Origin of the sequence: Sphingomonas xinjiangensis (assembly GCF_014199255.1) — a bacterium.
GTDB lineage: Bacteria > Pseudomonadota > Alphaproteobacteria > Sphingomonadales > Sphingomonadaceae > Sphingomonas > Sphingomonas xinjiangensis.
The window spans coordinates 166,191-181,118 of sequence record NZ_JACIJF010000003.1 but is presented as its reverse complement, the minus strand read 5'-3'; the positions used below and the strand labels follow the sequence as shown (position 1 = coordinate 181,118).

General features: G+C 65.2%; 18 protein-coding genes. 10 read left to right on the top strand and 8 right to left on the bottom strand.

All coding sequences use genetic code 11. The features are described from left to right. The first annotated feature begins 11 nt into the window (after positions 1 to 11). The 4 genes from FHT02_RS06595 (at position 12) to FHT02_RS06580 (ending at position 3,694) form a co-directional block, all read left to right on the top strand. A complete protein-coding gene (locus FHT02_RS06595; protein ID WP_184085767.1) occupies positions 12 to 1,301 on the top strand; it encodes a cytochrome b in 1,290 nt (429 codons plus the stop codon). Between the two features lie 14 nt (positions 1,302 to 1,315). After that, a complete protein-coding gene (locus FHT02_RS06590) occupies positions 1,316 to 2,146 on the top strand; it encodes a cytochrome c1 (RefSeq protein WP_184085765.1) in 831 nt (276 codons plus the stop codon). 80 nt (positions 2,147 to 2,226) lie between these two features. Next, a complete protein-coding gene (locus FHT02_RS06585) occupies positions 2,227 to 2,766 on the top strand; it encodes an adenine phosphoribosyltransferase (RefSeq protein ID WP_184085763.1) in 540 nt (179 codons plus the stop codon). Positions 2,767 to 2,890: 124 nt separating this feature from the next. After that, positions 2,891 to 3,694 carry a hypothetical protein gene (locus FHT02_RS06580; RefSeq protein WP_184085761.1) on the top strand — a complete coding sequence of 268 codons (804 nt, stop codon included), beginning with the start codon at positions 2,891 to 2,893 and terminating at the stop codon, positions 3,692 to 3,694. 81 nt (positions 3,695 to 3,775) lie between these two features. Here the strand turns inward: FHT02_RS06580 and FHT02_RS06575 are convergent, their stop codons facing one another. Genes FHT02_RS06575 through FHT02_RS06560 form a run of 4 tightly spaced genes read right to left on the bottom strand, consistent with a single transcriptional unit; the run spans position 3,776 to position 7,708 of the window. Then, entirely contained in the window at positions 3,776 to 4,225 is a 450-nt protein-coding gene (locus tag FHT02_RS06575) for a MaoC family dehydratase (protein WP_184085759.1), read from the bottom strand. 41 nt (positions 4,226 to 4,266) lie between these two features. Then, positions 4,267 to 5,532, bottom strand: a complete 1,266-nt coding sequence (locus FHT02_RS06570; protein WP_184085757.1) for an alkaline phosphatase family protein — start codon at positions 5,530 to 5,532, stop codon at positions 4,267 to 4,269. Positions 5,533 to 5,570: 38 nt separating this feature from the next. After that, on the bottom strand, positions 5,571 to 6,953 hold the full coding sequence (locus FHT02_RS06565; protein WP_246352231.1) for a hypothetical protein: 1,383 nt from the start codon (positions 6,951 to 6,953) through the stop codon (positions 5,571 to 5,573). Then, positions 6,953 to 7,708, bottom strand: a complete 756-nt coding sequence (locus FHT02_RS06560; protein WP_184085755.1) for a MauE/DoxX family redox-associated membrane protein — start codon at positions 7,706 to 7,708, stop codon at positions 6,953 to 6,955. The genes FHT02_RS06565 and FHT02_RS06560 overlap by 1 nt, the downstream gene beginning before the upstream one ends. Before the next feature lie 44 nt (positions 7,709 to 7,752). On the opposite strand from FHT02_RS06560, the gene FHT02_RS06555 reads away from it, so the two are divergent. After that, a complete protein-coding gene (locus FHT02_RS06555; protein WP_184085753.1) occupies positions 7,753 to 8,145 on the top strand; it encodes a MerR family transcriptional regulator in 393 nt (130 codons plus the stop codon). Between the two features lie 83 nt (positions 8,146 to 8,228). After that, positions 8,229 to 8,705 (top strand): GAF domain-containing protein, encoded by a 477-nt coding sequence (locus FHT02_RS06550; RefSeq protein WP_343056852.1) that lies wholly within the window; start codon positions 8,229 to 8,231, stop codon positions 8,703 to 8,705. A gap of 217 nt (positions 8,706 to 8,922) precedes the next feature. Here the strand turns inward: FHT02_RS06550 and ychF are convergent, their stop codons facing one another. Continuing rightward, entirely contained in the window at positions 8,923 to 10,020 is a 1,098-nt protein-coding gene (gene ychF, locus FHT02_RS06545) for a redox-regulated ATPase YchF (protein WP_184085751.1), read from the bottom strand. On the opposite strand from ychF, the gene FHT02_RS21315 reads away from it, so the two are divergent. The 3 genes from FHT02_RS21315 to FHT02_RS06535 are packed head-to-tail and all read left to right on the top strand — an operon-like array spanning position 10,019 to position 11,623. Continuing rightward, positions 10,019 to 10,291 (top strand): hypothetical protein, encoded by a 273-nt coding sequence (locus FHT02_RS21315; RefSeq protein WP_221239339.1) that lies wholly within the window; start codon positions 10,019 to 10,021, stop codon positions 10,289 to 10,291. The genes ychF and FHT02_RS21315 overlap by 2 nt on opposite strands. Further along, a complete protein-coding gene (locus tag FHT02_RS22210; RefSeq protein ID WP_221239338.1) occupies positions 10,288 to 10,683 on the top strand; it encodes an oxygenase MpaB family protein in 396 nt (131 codons plus the stop codon). Before FHT02_RS21315 ends, FHT02_RS22210 begins: the two co-directional genes overlap by 4 nt. After that, complete coding sequence (locus tag FHT02_RS06535; protein ID WP_184085749.1) at positions 10,610 to 11,623, top strand: transferrin-binding protein-like solute binding protein; 1,014 nt, start codon at positions 10,610 to 10,612, stop codon at positions 11,621 to 11,623. The genes FHT02_RS22210 and FHT02_RS06535 overlap by 74 nt, the downstream gene beginning before the upstream one ends. Before the next feature lie 60 nt (positions 11,624 to 11,683). Here FHT02_RS06535 and pth read toward each other — a convergent pair whose 3' ends face one another. The 3 genes from pth to FHT02_RS06520 form a co-directional block, all read right to left on the bottom strand. Beyond that, the gene (gene pth, locus FHT02_RS06530; protein ID WP_184085747.1) at positions 11,684 to 12,253 is read right to left on the bottom strand and encodes an aminoacyl-tRNA hydrolase; all 570 of its coding nucleotides are present in this window, start codon (positions 12,251 to 12,253) and stop codon (positions 11,684 to 11,686) included. A 77-nt stretch (positions 12,254 to 12,330) separates the two neighbouring features. Then, positions 12,331 to 12,933, bottom strand: a complete 603-nt coding sequence (locus FHT02_RS06525) for a 50S ribosomal protein L25/general stress protein Ctc (protein WP_184085745.1) — start codon at positions 12,931 to 12,933, stop codon at positions 12,331 to 12,333. 124 nt (positions 12,934 to 13,057) lie between these two features. Beyond that, positions 13,058 to 13,936, bottom strand: a complete 879-nt coding sequence (locus FHT02_RS06520; protein ID WP_184085743.1) for a TraB/GumN family protein — start codon at positions 13,934 to 13,936, stop codon at positions 13,058 to 13,060. A 67-nt stretch (positions 13,937 to 14,003) separates the two neighbouring features. Between FHT02_RS06520 and FHT02_RS06515 the strand changes: the two genes are divergently transcribed. Next, positions 14,004 to 14,897, top strand: coding sequence for a glycine--tRNA ligase subunit alpha (locus tag FHT02_RS06515; protein WP_184085741.1), 894 nt, complete (start codon positions 14,004 to 14,006; stop codon positions 14,895 to 14,897). The last annotated feature ends 31 nt before the right edge of the window (positions 14,898 to 14,928 follow it).

The window sequence follows — 14,928 nt, the reverse complement described above, 5'->3', positions numbered from 1 at the left end:
GATAGACGCTGATGAGCTTTCCCTGGGCACGCCATTACGAACCCAAGAACCCGGTCATGCAGTGGGTGGACAGCCGCCTGCCGCTGCCGCGCTTCGTTTATAACGCGATCGGCGCCGGCTATCCGGTGCCGCGCAACCTCAATTATTTCTGGAATTTCGGCGTGCTCGCCGGGCTGGCGCTGGTGGTACAGATCGTCACCGGCATCGTGCTGGCGATGCACTTCCATTCCTCGGCCGCCGGCGCGTTCGAGTCGATCAACGGTACGATCATGCGCGACGTGAACGCCGGCTGGTTCCTGCGCTTCGCGCACGCCAACGGCGCCAGCATGTTCCTGCTGGTGATCTATATCCACATCTTCCGCGGCCTGTATTACGGATCGTACAAGGCGCCGCGAGAGATGGTGTGGCTGATCGGCGTGGTCATCTTCCTGCTGGTGATGGCGACTGCTTTCATGGGCTATGTGCTGCCCTGGGGCCAGATGAGCTTTTGGGGCGCGCAGGTGATTACCGGCTTCTTCTCGGCGATCCCCGTGGTCGGCGAATGGATCCGGGTGTGGCTGCTGGGCGGCTATGCGCCTGACGATGCCGCACTCAACCGCTTCTTCTCGCTCCATTATCTGCTGCCCTTCGTGATCGCAGGCGCCGTGATCCTGCACATCTGGGCGCTGCACATTCCGGGGTCGGGCAACCCGACCGGCGTGGAAGTGAAGGGGGAACAGGACACCGTGCCGTTCCACCCCTATTACACGGCCAAGGACGGCTTCGGCGTCGGCATCTTCATGATCCTGTTCTCGACGCTGATCTTCTTTTACCCCGATCTGCTGGGCCACCCGGACAATTACATTCCGGCCAACCCGCTCTCGACGCCCGCGCACATCGTGCCGGAATGGTATTTCTGGCCATTCTACGCGATCCTGCGCGCGTTCACCGCGGACTTCATCATCCCGGCAAAGCTGTGGGGCGTGGTGGCGATGTTCGGCTCGATCATCCTGCTGTTCTTCCTGCCCTGGCTCGACAAGTCGCCGGTGCGTTCGGCGAACTTCCGCCCCGGATACCGGATCGCTTTCTGGATCCTGGTGCTCGACGTGCTCGTGCTCGGCTATTGCGGTGGCTCGGCGGCGACGCCCGCCGTCGTCATTGTCAGCCAGATCTGCGCCGCTTATTATTTCGCGCACTTCCTGATCGTCGTTCCGATCATCTCGCGCCTGGAACGTCCCAAGCCGCTGCCCAACTCGATCACCGAGGCAGTGCTGGGCGACCATGGCGGTTCGCGGATGACCGAAACCGCGCTGCGCGCGTAAGGGGAAACGACCACATGCTTCCGCTGTTCACGCGCTCCATCAAGTTCATCATCGGTGCCGGCTTCATCTTCGTGCTGTTGCTGGCGCTGATCGGGACTGTCACGACCCTGATCAAGGAACCCGCCCAGCCTACGGCCGAGGAAGAGTTCCACAAGCATCCCAAGGAGCTCGACCTCGCTTCGAACGGGCCGCTCGGCAAGTTTGACAACGCGCAGCTTCAGCGCGGCTTCCTGGTGTATGAAAAGGTCTGCGCCAGCTGCCATTCGCTGAACCTGGTGTCGTTCCGCGATCTGCAGCAGCTCGGTTACAACGAAGCCGAGGTGAAGAAGATCGCCAAGGATTGGCCGATCAAGCAGCCGGTTCAGGATCCCAAGGCTGGCACCTGGGGCGAGCGCGACAACCTGGCCTCGGACCGCTTTCCGAAGGTCTATTACCCCGGCACCGGCAGCCCGCCGGACCTGAGCCTCATCGCCAAGGCGCGGCATGACGGCGCGGCCTATGTCCATTCGCTGCTGACCGGCTATCAAAATCAGCCCGCGGAACTGCTCAAAAAGTTCCCGACCGCGAAGACGCCGGACGGGTCCTATTACAACCCGTACTTCGCGAACCTGAACATCGCGATGCCGCCGCCGCTGACCAGCGAGAATCAGGTCACCTATTCGGATGGCACCCGCGCGACGGTGGACCAGATGGCCAAGGACGTTTCGGCGTTCCTGGTGTGGACCGCCGAACCCACGCTCCAGACGCGTCACCGTGCAGGCGTGGCAGTGGTGTTGTTCCTGCTGTTCGCCACCGCCTTGGCGTACGGCGCCTATCTGACGGTGTGGCGCGGCGTGAAGCACTAAGCTTCGCCACCACTGCCGGATTAGAAGAAGTCCCGCCGCGAGCCTTGCTCCGGCGGGATTTCTGTTTGGAAGGAAACGCTATGACCGCCGACAATGACGATATCCGCGCCCGCATCCGCACCATCCCGGATTTCCCCAAGCCCGGAATCCAGTTCCGCGACATCACCACGCTGCTGCTGGATGCCGAGGGCCTGCGCCTGACAGTCGAGCGCATGGCGGAGCAGGTGCGCGGGCCGATCGATCTGGTGGCGGGGATCGAGGCGCGCGGATTCCTGTTCGGTGCGGCACTGGCGGTCAAGCTGGGCACTGGCGTGCTGCTGATCCGTAAGGACGGCAAGCTGCCCGGCGCGACCATCGCCGAAGACTATGCGCTGGAATATGGCACCGACCGGATCGCCATCCACGCTGATGCGTGCACGCCCGGTGCACGCGTGCTGCTGATCGACGACCTGATCGCCACCGGTGGCACGGCGCGGGCTGCGGTGCGGCTCCTGCGCAAGGCTGGTGCCGAAGTGGTGCAGGCCAGCTTCGTCATCGACCTGCCCGAATTGGGCGGCGCAGACGCGCTGCGCGGCGATGGCGTGGCAGTAACTTCGCTGACTGCGTTCGACGGCCATTGACGGGGCGCCGCCCGCGACGGGCGTCAGCGCAGGTTCAGACTGGCTGGCCTAAAAAGGGACGGTTGCGGACGCGACGGCGGTACGCTGGCAGATTGCGGAACATCGTTTTCACCACCACGTTCTCGTGATTGCATTCACCGCCGCGCATATTCCCCCGCGGCTCGAAAGGTTCGCCATGGGACTTCGTTCTGTTTTCGCCGCCGGGCTGCTCGGCGTGCTGGGTCTGTCCACTGGCGGCTGTGCCGAGGACGGCTATGGCTATTCGGGCGTTTCGGTGGGCTATGGGGTCGCGGATTATGGCGGCTATGGCTATGACGGCCTGGGCTATGACGGCTTTGGCTATGGCTCGGGGCTGGGCAGCTATTTCGGCTGGTATGGCGATTATTATTATCCGGGCTCGGGCGTCTATGTGTACGACCAGTATCGGCGCCCTTTCCGCTGGAATCAGGGGCAGCGCCGCTATTGGGAAAATCGTGGACGGAACTGGCGCGGTGACCGCAACCCGAACTGGGGCCAGTGGGGCAACCGTCCCGGTGGGCCCGGCCGTCCGGGCTGGAACGATGGCCGTCCAGGCCGCCCCGGCTGGAATGGCAACGGCCCGCGTCCTGGCCGTCCGGAATGGAACGGCAACGGCCCGCGTCCTGGCCGCCCGGAATGGAATGGCAACGGCCCGCGTCCAGGCCGTCCGGAATGGAATGGCAACGGCCCGCGTCCTGGTCGCCCGGACTGGAACGGCAACGGACCGCGCCCAGGTCGCCCGGACTGGAATGGATCTCGCCCGCCGCGGCCCGATGCAGGCGCCCCGCGTCCGAACGCCGGCACCTGGCGGGATCGCCAGCATGTGCCGCCCGGCGCCTCGACTTATCGCGGCCCCCGCAGCGGTGGCGGATGGCAGGGCAGGCAGCGGACCCCGCAGCCCAACCAGTGACAGAAAACCGGCGGCGGGTCCGTCGCCGGTGCATGCGTTGGCACCAAGCGGCTTCCCGGATATCGGGAAGCCGTTCGCGTTTCAGGCCTGCGGCCGCCGGCGCATCAGCACAATGGCGACATATTGCGCAACGGGCTCATTCTTCTGATTGAACGCCGTCATCTGGCTGCGCAGGCTGCCCATCTCCGGCCGGCTTTGCGATGGCCGCACCTCCAGTATCTCTGTCTCACAGCGTAGTATGTCGCCGGGATGCACCGGCCTTATCCAGCGAAGCTGATCTATCCCGACCGCGCCGAGGCTTGCTTGCGGATGCGCCTTCATGTGCTCGACCAGCATCGCCATGATCATGGAGCAGGTGTGCCAGCCGCTTGCCGCGAGCCGCCCGAAATGCGTTTCCGCCGCCGCTTCGTCAGAAAGGTGGAAGGGCTGGGGGTCGTATTTGCGGGCGAAGTCGAGCACTTCTTCACGTGTGACTTCGTAGCGGCCGAAGCTTGCCCGGTCGCCGACGGAAAAATCATCCAGATACTGCATGGGCGGGAGCTTCGACCGGAACGCTCCCCCGTGCAAGCGGCTCAGCGGGCGCGCACCGCCTTAAACGGCGTGTCGTTACCATCGACTCCGGCCTTTGCCGGCAATCCGATCAGGTCGCGCAGCAGCGGATACACGTCGACATTGTCGAACGCCGGAAGCTTGGCCGGTCGGAACGCAGGACCATGGGCAATGAACAGCGCCGCCATCTCCGGCGCTGCGTTGTCATAGCCGTGCGCGCCGCCGGTGAACGGCTCCTTGGGCGCCCTGTCGCCGATCTGCCAGCCCGTTTCGGCGAGGCAGAGGATTGCCGGGACGCGCGGATTGCGGCCATAATGGAGGCGCGCCGGGATCTCGCCCTTGCGCCAGCATTCGAAATGCGGATGCCGGCCCAGCAGCGCCTTTTCGACCACCGCTTCCTTGCCTGGCAGTGGCGTCAACGCGGCATAAGGGCCCGCCTCAACCAGATGGTAGCTGTCTGCCGGCAGGTTCAGTAGCGCCATGCGCGTGTCGCTGGTCTGCGCCATGCCGTGGTCTGCGACGATCACCAGGTTCGCCGGCTGGCCGAGTGCTGCCAGCCCGTCGACCAACTGGCCGATCATCTTGTCGACCTGCGCCACGGCGTTGCTGGTCCGCTGGTCGTCAGGGCCATAGGCGTGGCCGGCACTGTCCACCGTGTCGAAGTAGAGCGTCAGGAGTTGCGGCCGGATCGCGGCGGGACGGCGCAGCCAGTCGAGCACGCCATTCACGCGCTGCTCGCCGGTCACCGCCTGGTTGAACTGTTGCCAGTCGCTGGGGCGGGTGCCGCCTGTAACTTTGCCATGGCCACCTTTCTCGACCGTACCGCCGAACGGCACGTTGGAGCCCGGCCAAAACATCGTCGCGGTACGAATGCCTGCCTTTTCGGCGTCCACCCAGATCGGCGCGGCCTCGTCCCACCAGAACGGATCGTCGGTGGCCATGGTGAAGACCTCGTTCGGCCGCGCGGCGTCTTCCATCCTGTTGGCGACGATGCCGTTGCGGTCGGGACGCAGCCCGGTGACGAGCGTCCAATGATTGGGAAAGGTCTTGGACGGAAAGCTCGGGCGCATCGGCGCCTGCACGCCCTGCGCCGCCAGCCGTGACAGCACAGGCGTAACGCCGCGGTTCAGATAATCGGGCCGAAAGCCATCGATGGACACCAGGATCGCGACCGGCGCCCGCGCTTCGGCCGGCGCCGCCGCAACATGAGGGGCGGCGACGGGTGCGGTGGTACAAGCCTGGAGCAGCGCGGCCAGGGCTGCGGCGGCGAGTTTGAAGGAGAAACGCATGGCGCGGCGTTGCCAGCGAATTGTTGCGGCAAAAAGTCCTATTGCCCGACGGCGAATCGCGCAAACAGCGTGTAGCTGAGCGGGCGATCGCCATAGGCCGCGTCCAGCGCCGCAGGCTTGGCATAAGCCGCAAGCGATCCGCCAAGCGCCAGTTCGGCACGCCCTAGGGGGATGCGGTAGGCATAACCGCCCTCGAACCGAGTCACGCGGAACTTGGTGTCGTGCAGCGGATCGTCATGGTCCGGGAACAGCTCGTCATTGCCGACATTCTCCACCCGCCCGAACAGGCTATGATGGCGGTCGAGGTTCCAGTTGGCCTCGCCCAGCCAGGCGGTGAGCACCTGTCCCGGCACGCGGTCCTTGGCCGAGAACGCCGCCATCGCCGAGAAGCCGCCTTTAGCATAATGCGCGCTGGCGGTGGTGCGCCGCTCGTCTTCGCCCGCGTGCATCGCTTCGGGCTGTTCCAGGCGCCCGTAGCTGACTTGGAAGGCCCAATTGGGCGAGGGCGTGAAGCTCGCGCGCACGCTCCAGCTGTCGAGCTTGGGCGTGTCGAACCCCCAGCGCTCCTCGTCGGGTTCGCGGCCCTTGAAGGCCGATGCCTCAAGCTGGACGCCGCGCGCGGCGAGCCCGGCGGTGACGACACCGAAGGTGACGTGCGTGCTGTCGAACCAATGATGGCTGATCGGCGACAGCGGCAGGTAACGCGCGGAGCGGCGGTGCACGAATGCCGAGGGCCCGAGCGCGGGCTCGGCGACCGGACCACCATAAAGGAAGCCGGTCACGCCGCCGCCCAGCGGCACGTCGGCACGTGCGGACAGCTCCATCCAGAAGTCGTGCGGGTGTTGCCGGTCGACCAAAGGAGCACCATGCGCGGTCTCGCCGGTCGCGAACAGATTGGGATAGCCGCGCTGGCCGTTGATCGGATCGAGGCTCCACATGCCGGTGAAGCGCAGCCGCGCGCCGCTGGCATAGTCGCGCTGCGCCATCAGCATCGCCATCGACCCGGAATATACCGCATCGTCGCCGCGCGGGCCGCCCTGGTCGGTATAGGCGAGCATCACGTCGCCATGCGCCATCACCATCCAGTCGCCGCCGTGCGTGAGGTGCACGCCGCGCATGCCGCCTTCGGCGCCCGGCAGCAGCGAGGTGCCGGTGCCTGGCGTCACGCGCGGCACCATCCCGCCACCTGCCATGGTTCCGTCCTGTTTCATCGCGCCATGGTCCATTGAACCGTGGCCCACGGTGCTGTGATCCGTCGTACCGCCATCTATGGTGTGCGGGGGCGTCGCCCCGTGATCCATGCCGCCATGGTCCACCGGCGGCGCTTCCGCTTCGGGGGCGGGCGATGCATGGCCGCCATGCTCCTGGGCCAGCGCAGGCAGCGGCGTGAGCAGCGCAAGCGCGATCAGACTGGCACGCATCAGAATACTCCCATCGGGCGCAGCAGCATCCAAAGCGCCATGCCGACCATGAACAGATTTTCGGTGAGCGACACGAAGCCGAGCGGCACGTTGCTTGATCCCCCGACGCACGCGCATTTCAGCGTGCGCTGATCGATATAGACCGCCTGGAACACCGACACGGCGCCGATCCCGCCGATGATCAGCGCCACCGGCACCGACAGCCAAGGCAGCACGCCGGCCGTCATCAGCACGCCGGCCAGTCCTTCGGCAAAGGGATAGACATAGCCGTACGGTACCCAGCGCCGCGCGAGCAGGTCGTAATTGAGGAACATCGACGAGAAACGCTCGACGTCTTGCAGCTTGAGCAGCGCCAGCACGCACATGCTGAAGCTCACGAACCACTCCGCCGCGCGTCCCGTAAAGGGCGTGCCTTCCACCGCCACGGTCGCCGCCAGCGCCATGCACGCCGTCATCGCGAACAGCGCGATTACGGGCTTGTAGCTGGTCGCGCCCTTGTCCGCGACGGACTTGCCGAAGAAACGGCGCAGATCGTCGTGCCCGCCGACGCGTTCGCCTGCGATGAACGTCTGCGGCGTGGTCGCGACGCCCTGTTCGGCCTTGAACGCGTCGACCTGGTCACGCGTCGTCAGCGGACGGTCGTCCACGGCATAGCCATGCCGTTCCAGCAGCCATTTCGACTTCAGCCCGAACGGACAGACATGCCCGGGCAGGACCATGCGATAGAGCGTCGCGCGCTTTGCATTACTCGCCATGGGCGGGCATATAGCGCCTGTACCATGGTACGGAGTCAAGCGGCATGACAATGACGATCGGCAAGCTTGCCGAGGCCGGCGGGGTGGGGGTCGAGACGGTGCGCTATTACCAGCGCCGCGGTCTGCTGGCCGAACCTGAGCGGGCAGGGGGATATGGCGGCGTCCGCCGCTATGACGATTCGGACCTGCGCCGGCTGCGCTTCGTCCGCTCGGCCCAGGCTGCCGGCTTCACGCTCGACCAGATCGCGGAGCTGCTCGACCTCGACGCGCGGAACGACCGCCCGCGCGCCCGCGAACTGGCGCGCGAACGGCTCGACGCGCTCGACGCCAAGATCACGGAGCTGACGCAAGCGCGCAACGCGCTGCGCAAGCTGGCGCATGAATGCGGCAAGGGCGGGGAAGGGCCGTGCCCGATCCTGGCGGCCTTCGACAGCTGACACGCGCCGCGCAGGCGCGCCGTTCCCCGCTGTTTCTTGCCAATTCGCTCGCCTTTGCCGATGAAGGCTGCATGGCAGACCTAGTGCACGAAGAAGCGATGCTGCTCGCCCGCGACGAAAACGTGCGGCAGATCCTGGAAGAGGTGTGTCGGCTGACCGGCATGGGGTTCGCCGCAGTCGCTCGAGTCACCGAAGACCGCTGGATCGCCTGTCAGGTCATAGATCAGATTCAGTTCGGGATGAATCCAGGTGACGAACTGGGCGTGGCGACCACTATTTGCGACGATATCCGCAAGACATCGCAGCTAGTGGTTATCAATGATGCGACGGAGGAAACCGAATGGCGGTCGCACCCAACCCCGACGCTCTACGGGTTCAAAAGCTATATCTCGGTGCCGATCATCCTGTCGGATGCCAGCTTCTTTGGCACCTTGTGTGCCATCGATCCTGAACGGCGCGACCTGCGGGGTAGCCGCATCGTACCGATCATGGAGAACTTCTCGTCCCGCATTGCCCAGATCATCGAACGCCATCTCGCGGTCTTAGCCCACACCCTCTGAAACGCACGACGCTCCGATCCGGCGTTGCAATGTAGGATTTCGTCTGCTGATCTATGCACGTCGCCGTGCGGCCGCTCTTTCGACCGTGGATTCGAACCGGTCTCAACTTCACGCCGTGTGAGGACGAGAACTTCCTCAACTTCACTCGCGCGCAGACCGCAACTTCCTCAACTTAACGCCGCACCCGCCCACAAAGGCTAGGTGCGGCGAGTGTCGCTCAGCTGTGCAGGAAGTGCATGACGTCGCCGTCCTGGACGACATAGGCCTTGCCTTCGGCGCGTAGCTTGCCAGCTTCGCGCGCCTTGGATTCACCACCCAGCGCGACGAAGTCGTCATAGGCGATTGTCTCGGCGCGGATGAAGCCCTTCTCGAAATCGCTATGGATCTCGCCGGCGGCGTTCGGCGCCGTGGCGCCCTGGTGCACCGTCCAGGCGCGGGCTTCCTTGGGACCGACGGTGAAGAAGGTCAGCAGGTGGAGCAGCTTATACCCAGCGCGGATCACGCGGGCGAGGCCGGTCTCCTCCAGGCCCAGCTCGGCGAGGAAGTCGGCGCGTTCCTCGAGCGGCATCGTTGCGATGTCGGCTTCGATCGCGGCGGAGACCACCACGGCCTCCGCACCCTCGGCCTTGGCCTTCTCGAACACCTGGGCAGACAGCGCGTTACCGTTGGCGGCGTCTTCCTCGTTGACGTTGCAGACATACAGGACGGGCTTGCCGGTCAGCAGCTGCGCCTGGGCGAATACCCTGGCTTCTTCCTCGTCCTTGGGCACGGTCAGCCGCGCAGGCTTGCCCTCACGCAGCAGTTCAAGCGCCTGGCCGAGCACGCTGGCGCCGATCTTGGACTCCTTGTCGCCCTGAGCGCCCTTCTTGACGAGATTGGGGACGCGCTTCTCCAGGCTTTCCAGGTCGGACAGCATCAGCTCGGTCTCGACCGTTTCGGCGTCGGCGATCGGATCGACCTTGTTGTCGACATGCTGGATGTCGTCATTCTCGAAGCAACGCAGCACATGGACGATCGCGTCGACTTCGCGGATATTGCCCAGGAACTGGTTGCCCAGGCCTTCGCCCTTGCTCGCGCCGCGCACCAGCCCGGCAATGTCGACAAAGCCGAGCTGGGTGGCGATAATCTTCTGCGAACCGGCGATGGCGGCGAGCTTGTCCAGCCGTGGATCCGGGACCGCTACGTTGCCGACGTTCGGCTCGATCGTGCAGAACGGATAATTCGCCGCCTGCGCCGCGGCGGTTTCGGTGAGCGCGTTGAAAAGCGTGGACTTGCCGACGTTGGGCAGGCCGACAATGCCGCAGCGGAAACCCATGGGAACCGTGATCCTGTATTGCTGGTGCCGGAAATACCGGCTGGTTGGGCCGCTCGATAGGCGCAAAGCGCGCGCGTTTCCAGCGGCTCGCGCGCAGATGGGGAGCCAGGCGGCGTGCAGCAGCGTTGTGCCTGCAATAATGCGCAGCTTTCTCGACCGTCTCGCTGCCCAGGTGCTCGCGCCGCAGGGTGTCGATTTCACGCGTCCCGTCGGCGAGCCGGCGATGACCGCGCCGAACTCGGTATCCTGGACGTCTATGCCAATCCCGTGACGCTCTATATCGGCGGCGTTGCGGCGGTGTTGCTCGAACGGGCAGAACCGCGTGTGCGTCATGGCGTCTGGGATGATTCCAGCTTCAAGTGCGACCCGGGCGGGCGGCTGCGGCGCACTGGAATGGCCGCGACCATCACCGTTTACGGCGCCCGAAGTATGTTCGAAGCGACAGCGGCCCGGGTCAACCGGATGCACGCGCATGTCCGCGGCACCACGCCAGAAGGCCCTTGGTCGCTTGACGCCCCCCCGTTCATCTGGAGTACAGGGGCCGCGAGCCTTTGTCGGGTATGTATTCGTTTTGTTGAAGGAGTGGGGAATGATTCGCCGTCATATGATCATGGGCGCCGCGTTTGCGACGCTGGCGCTTGCGAGCTGCAGCGGCAGCGATGACGACGACGCGTCGCCAACGCCGACGCCGACCACTTCGCCGACCCCGACACCCACCGCATCGCCGACCTACACCGCATTCCCGCTGGCGGCGGCGGCGGAGTTCTCGACCATCAACGCCACCACCAGCTACACCGGCAATCCGGACGCCGGCGCCGTGACGCTGGGCGTTGCGGGCACCGAAACGATTTCCACCCGCGTGCGGCTGGCCACCAGCAACGCGATCACGGTCGACAGCACCGAATATGTGATCCGCGAGAACACCGAGGAATCGCGCTTCAAGCGTGCGAACCTGACCATCCCGCCTGCGCCCACGAACCCTGAATTCGTGTTCCGCACCACCGACACCGCGACGCTGGGCAAGTTCTCGCAGCTCGAGTTCCTGAACAACACCATTCCACCCGCCACAACCGGCGGCGCGGCCGTGATCACCAGCGACGCCGGCCTTCAGTTCACCCAGATGAGCTACGCCAACTGGTGGCGCGGTGACTCGGCGGCGGGCGCCAAGCGTATTGCGTACACCGTGTTCGGCTATCCCACCGTGCTGACCGACATGCCGACCACCGGGACGCAGGCATATAATTCGCGCGTCAACGCCCGCCTGGTCAGTGTTGCAGGCGGTGCTACCACGATCAGCCGTGTTGGCGGCACCGCGACGGTAAGCGTCAACTTCGCGACCGGCCTGGTCACCGTCACGATGAACCTGACGACCACCACTGGCACCACAACTACCCCGTACGGCACCTTCACCGCGCAGGGCGCGATCGGTGTCGGCAACAATCAGTTCACCGGCAGCTTCCGCACCGGCAGCCGGCTCGACGGCACGATCGCCGGCGGCTTCTTCGGCTCGCAGGCCAAGGAAATCGGCATTACCTTTGCCGGCACGGGCATTGTTAACGGCGCGGACCAGCGCCTGGTCGGCGAAGTCGTCGGCAAGAAGTAAGCGGCCGGACAGGCTAGCAGAGGAGGGGCTCCGGGTGACCGGGGCCCCTTTTTGTCGGCATCAGTCCTGAAGCCGCGAGGCCACGTCGCTCATGAAGCGTGCATCGTCGCCCCTGGCCAGCCATTCGGCTTCGGCGGCGATGGCACCCAGCATGTCAGTCAGCGGCTCGATCTCGCTCTTGGCATAGTTGCCCAGCACATAGCCGGTAACGCGGTCCTTGTGCCCAGGGTGGCCGATACCGATCCGGATGCGGCGGAAGTCCGGGCCGATATGGGCGTCGGTCGAACGCAGGCCGTTATGCCCGGCGGTGCCCCCGCCGGTCTTTACCTTTACCTTCATCGGCACCAGGTCGAGCTCGTCGTGGAACAGCGTCACATCGCCGGGCGTCAGCTTGTAGAAGTCCATCGCCGCGCGCACGGCGCGCCCGCTTTCGTTCATGAAGGTCGCGGGCTTGAGCAGGATGATCTTCTCCGGCCCGATCCGGCCTTCCTGGGTCCAGCCCTGGAACTGCTTCTTGGGCGTGGAAAAGCCATGCACCTCGGCGATGGCATCCAGCGCCATGAACCCGACATTGTGCCGGTGCATCGCATATTGCGGCCCCGGATTGCCCAGGCCGACCCAGAGCTGCATGCCAACACTCCCAAACGAAAATCGCCCCCGCACCTAGGGTGCGGAGGCGATCTTTTGAACCGCGAAGTTCGCGGGCGTTATGCGCCGGCGGCTTCGGTCTCGGCTTCGCCTTCGCTCGACTTGAGCGCCGACGGGGCAACCACGGTCGCGATCGTGTAGTCACGGTCGGTGATCGCCGAGGTCGCACCCTGGGGCAGGGTGACGGCGGAGATGTGCAGCGAGTCGCCGACTTCCAGACCCTTGACCGAGATCTCGATCTGGTCGGGGATGTCAGCCGCGTCGACCACCAGCTCCAGCTCGTGACGGACGATGTTGAGCACGCCGCCGCGCTTCAGGCCGGGAGCCTCGTCTTCGTCGACGAACACGATCGGCACCTGGACGGTGACGGTCGCGTGCTCGGAGATGCGCAGGAAATCGACATGGAGCGGACGGTCCGTCACGACGTCGAACGCCACGTCCTTAGGCAGCGTGCGCTCGCCATTGACCATCACGACCGAGTTGAAGAAGTGCCCGGTGTTGAGCAGCTTCTGGAGCTCGCGCTCGTTCAGGTGGATGCTGACGGGATCTGCCTTGTTGCCATAGATCACGGCGGGGACGCGGCCTTCACGACGAAGCAAACGGGAGGCTCCCTTGCCAACCTGTTCGCGCGTCTCGGCCGACAGCGTAAGCGTTTCGCTCATGTGTCGATTCCAATGTGCTAAAGTGTTTCATTCCCGGCCAGGCCTCCAGGGATGACCCTGGCACGGAAGCGCCGGCCTGTAGCGGAAATGGCGGGCTTCCGCAATCCTCCCCGGCCGGCGAGGATCAGTAGTTCGCCCGTTCCGCCTTCAGCCCCTTCGCCGCAAGCATCGCCTGCACGCTGTGCGCGCCCGCCAGATGCCCGGCACCCACTGCGACGAAGACGGTACCCGGCTGCTGCATCCGCCGGGTGATCCAGCCCGCCCAATTGCGGTTGCGCGTTTCCAGCAGCGCCTTGGCAAGTTCGGGCGAGCGGGCAAGATCCTCGTTCATGATCCCTGCCAGCCCGTCGGCATCGCCCTTGCTCCACGCGGCCACCATCTTGTCGACGGTGGCGCCGGTGTTCGGCAGCTCCTGGAGCGTGTCGAGCAGCAACGCGCGCTGGGCCGGAAGCGGCAGCGCATCGAAATAGCCCAGCTGTTCGCGCGCGGTCTCCAGCCCCGACACGCGCTTGCCCGCTGTTTTGGCCGCGGCGGTCAGCACCTGTTCAGCCCCATCCTTCTCGTCATAACCGAGCTCGCGCAGTGGCATCGACGACAGCATCGTCGCGGCCAGCCATGGCTCGGCGCGGTCTAGCGTCTCGGCGGGATAGCCTGCTTTCGTAAGCGTCTCATGCATCTTCTCCACCGCGTCCGCCGGCAGTTGATCGGGCAGGGCGGGGCCCGACGCGGTCATGCCGAGCTCGCTCACCAAGGCCTGCATCTCGCCTTCGGGCGGCATCACCACTTCCATCACCAGTTCGCCACTTTCGTCGAACGCTTTGCGAACACCATCGTCGAACCAGCTCAAGCCGGGCTTGAGCATGTGCACCGTGCCGAACAGATAGATTGTCGTGTCGGCGTCCTTCACCACCCACAAAGCGGGATCGGCGTCGTGGGCGGCGTGCTTGGACCCGCAGCCGCCGACAGCCAGCAGCGCGAGCCCGAGGAGGAGGGCGCGGAACATGGGCTTAGCCTAGAGAGCCGCCACTGCCGCCTTGTCAACGCGGGGCCGGCACGCCAAAGCACCGGACATGTCGGAACCCCTCAGCTTCCAGGCCATGATCCTCAAGCTCCATGACTATTGGAGCACGCGCGGCTGCCTGATCCTACAACCTTATGACATGCGCATGGGCGCGGGCACCTTCCACACCGCGACGACGTTGCGCGCGCTCGGACCCGAGCCGTGGAACGCAGCCTTTGTCCAGCCGTGCCGCCGTCCGACCGACGGGCGCTATGGCGAGAACCCGAACCGCCTCCAGCATTATTACCAATATCAGGTCATCCTGAAGCCCAGCCCGCCGGACCTGCAGGAACTGTATCTCGGCAGCCTCGCAGCGATCGGCATCGACTTCACCAAGCACGACATCCGCTTCGTCGAGGACGACTGGGAGTCGCCGACGCTCGGCGCCTGGGGGCTGGGCTGGGAAGTCTGGTGCGACGGCATGGAAGTCACCCAGTTCACCTATTTCCAGCAGATGGGCGGATTCGACTGCAAGCCGGTGGCGGGTGAGCTCACTTACGGGCTGGAGCGGCTGGCGATGTACATCCAGAATGTCGACAGCGTGTACGACCTGGCGTTCAACGACGCGGGCGTGACCTATGGCGATGTGTTTCTCGAAAACGAGAAGCAGATGTCGACCTGGAACTTCGAAGTCGCCGACACCGACACGCTGTTCGACGCGTTCCGCAAGGCAGCGGCCGAGTGCGAGAACTGCCTGGAGGCCAAGCTGCCGATCCCGGCGTACGAGCAGGCGATCGAAGCCAGCCACCTTTTTAACCTGCTCCAGGCGCGCGGCGTGATCTCGGTCGCCGAACGCCAGGCCTATATGGGCCGGGTGCGCGACCTGGCTAAGGGCGCTTGCGCGGCGTGGATCGAGAAGAACACGCCGGACTGGCAGGCCAAGTATCCGGGATGGGTGGCGTGATTGGTTCCACGCGAAGGCGCGAAGGCGCGGA

Bases quoted from the DNA above. Each gene is read 5' to 3' on its own strand.
- FHT02_RS06535 (WP_184085749.1), top strand. From the start codon at position 10,610: ATGATTCGCCGTCATATGATCATGGGCGCCGCGTTTGCGACGCTGGCG.
- FHT02_RS06590 (WP_184085765.1), top strand. From the start codon at position 1,316: ATGCTTCCGCTGTTCACGCGCTCCATCAAGTTCATCATCGGTGCCGGC.
- FHT02_RS06525 (WP_184085745.1), bottom strand. From the start codon at position 12,933: ATGAGCGAAACGCTTACGCTGTCGGCCGAGACGCGCGAACAGGTTGGC.
- FHT02_RS06560 (WP_184085755.1), bottom strand. From the start codon at position 7,708: ATGGCGAGTAATGCAAAGCGCGCGACGCTCTATCGCATGGTCCTGCCC.
- FHT02_RS06595 (WP_184085767.1), top strand. From the start codon at position 12: ATGAGCTTTCCCTGGGCACGCCATTACGAACCCAAGAACCCGGTCATG.
- FHT02_RS06570 (WP_184085757.1), bottom strand. From the start codon at position 5,532: ATGCGTTTCTCCTTCAAACTCGCCGCCGCAGCCCTGGCCGCGCTGCTC.
- FHT02_RS06575 (WP_184085759.1), bottom strand. From the start codon at position 4,225: ATGCAGTATCTGGATGATTTTTCCGTCGGCGACCGGGCAAGCTTCGGC.
- pth (WP_184085747.1), bottom strand. From the start codon at position 12,253: ATGCAGCTCTGGGTCGGCCTGGGCAATCCGGGGCCGCAATATGCGATG.
- FHT02_RS06515 (WP_184085741.1), top strand. From the start codon at position 14,004: ATGTCGGAACCCCTCAGCTTCCAGGCCATGATCCTCAAGCTCCATGAC.
- FHT02_RS06565 (WP_246352231.1), bottom strand. From the start codon at position 6,953: ATGCGTGCCAGTCTGATCGCGCTTGCGCTGCTCACGCCGCTGCCTGCG.
- FHT02_RS06585 (WP_184085763.1), top strand. From the start codon at position 2,227: ATGACCGCCGACAATGACGATATCCGCGCCCGCATCCGCACCATCCCG.
- FHT02_RS21315 (WP_221239339.1), top strand. From the start codon at position 10,019: ATGGGAACCGTGATCCTGTATTGCTGGTGCCGGAAATACCGGCTGGTT.
- FHT02_RS06520 (WP_184085743.1), bottom strand. From the start codon at position 13,936: ATGTTCCGCGCCCTCCTCCTCGGGCTCGCGCTGCTGGCTGTCGGCGGC.
- FHT02_RS06555 (WP_184085753.1), top strand. From the start codon at position 7,753: ATGACAATGACGATCGGCAAGCTTGCCGAGGCCGGCGGGGTGGGGGTC.
- ychF (WP_184085751.1), bottom strand. From the start codon at position 10,020: ATGGGTTTCCGCTGCGGCATTGTCGGCCTGCCCAACGTCGGCAAGTCC.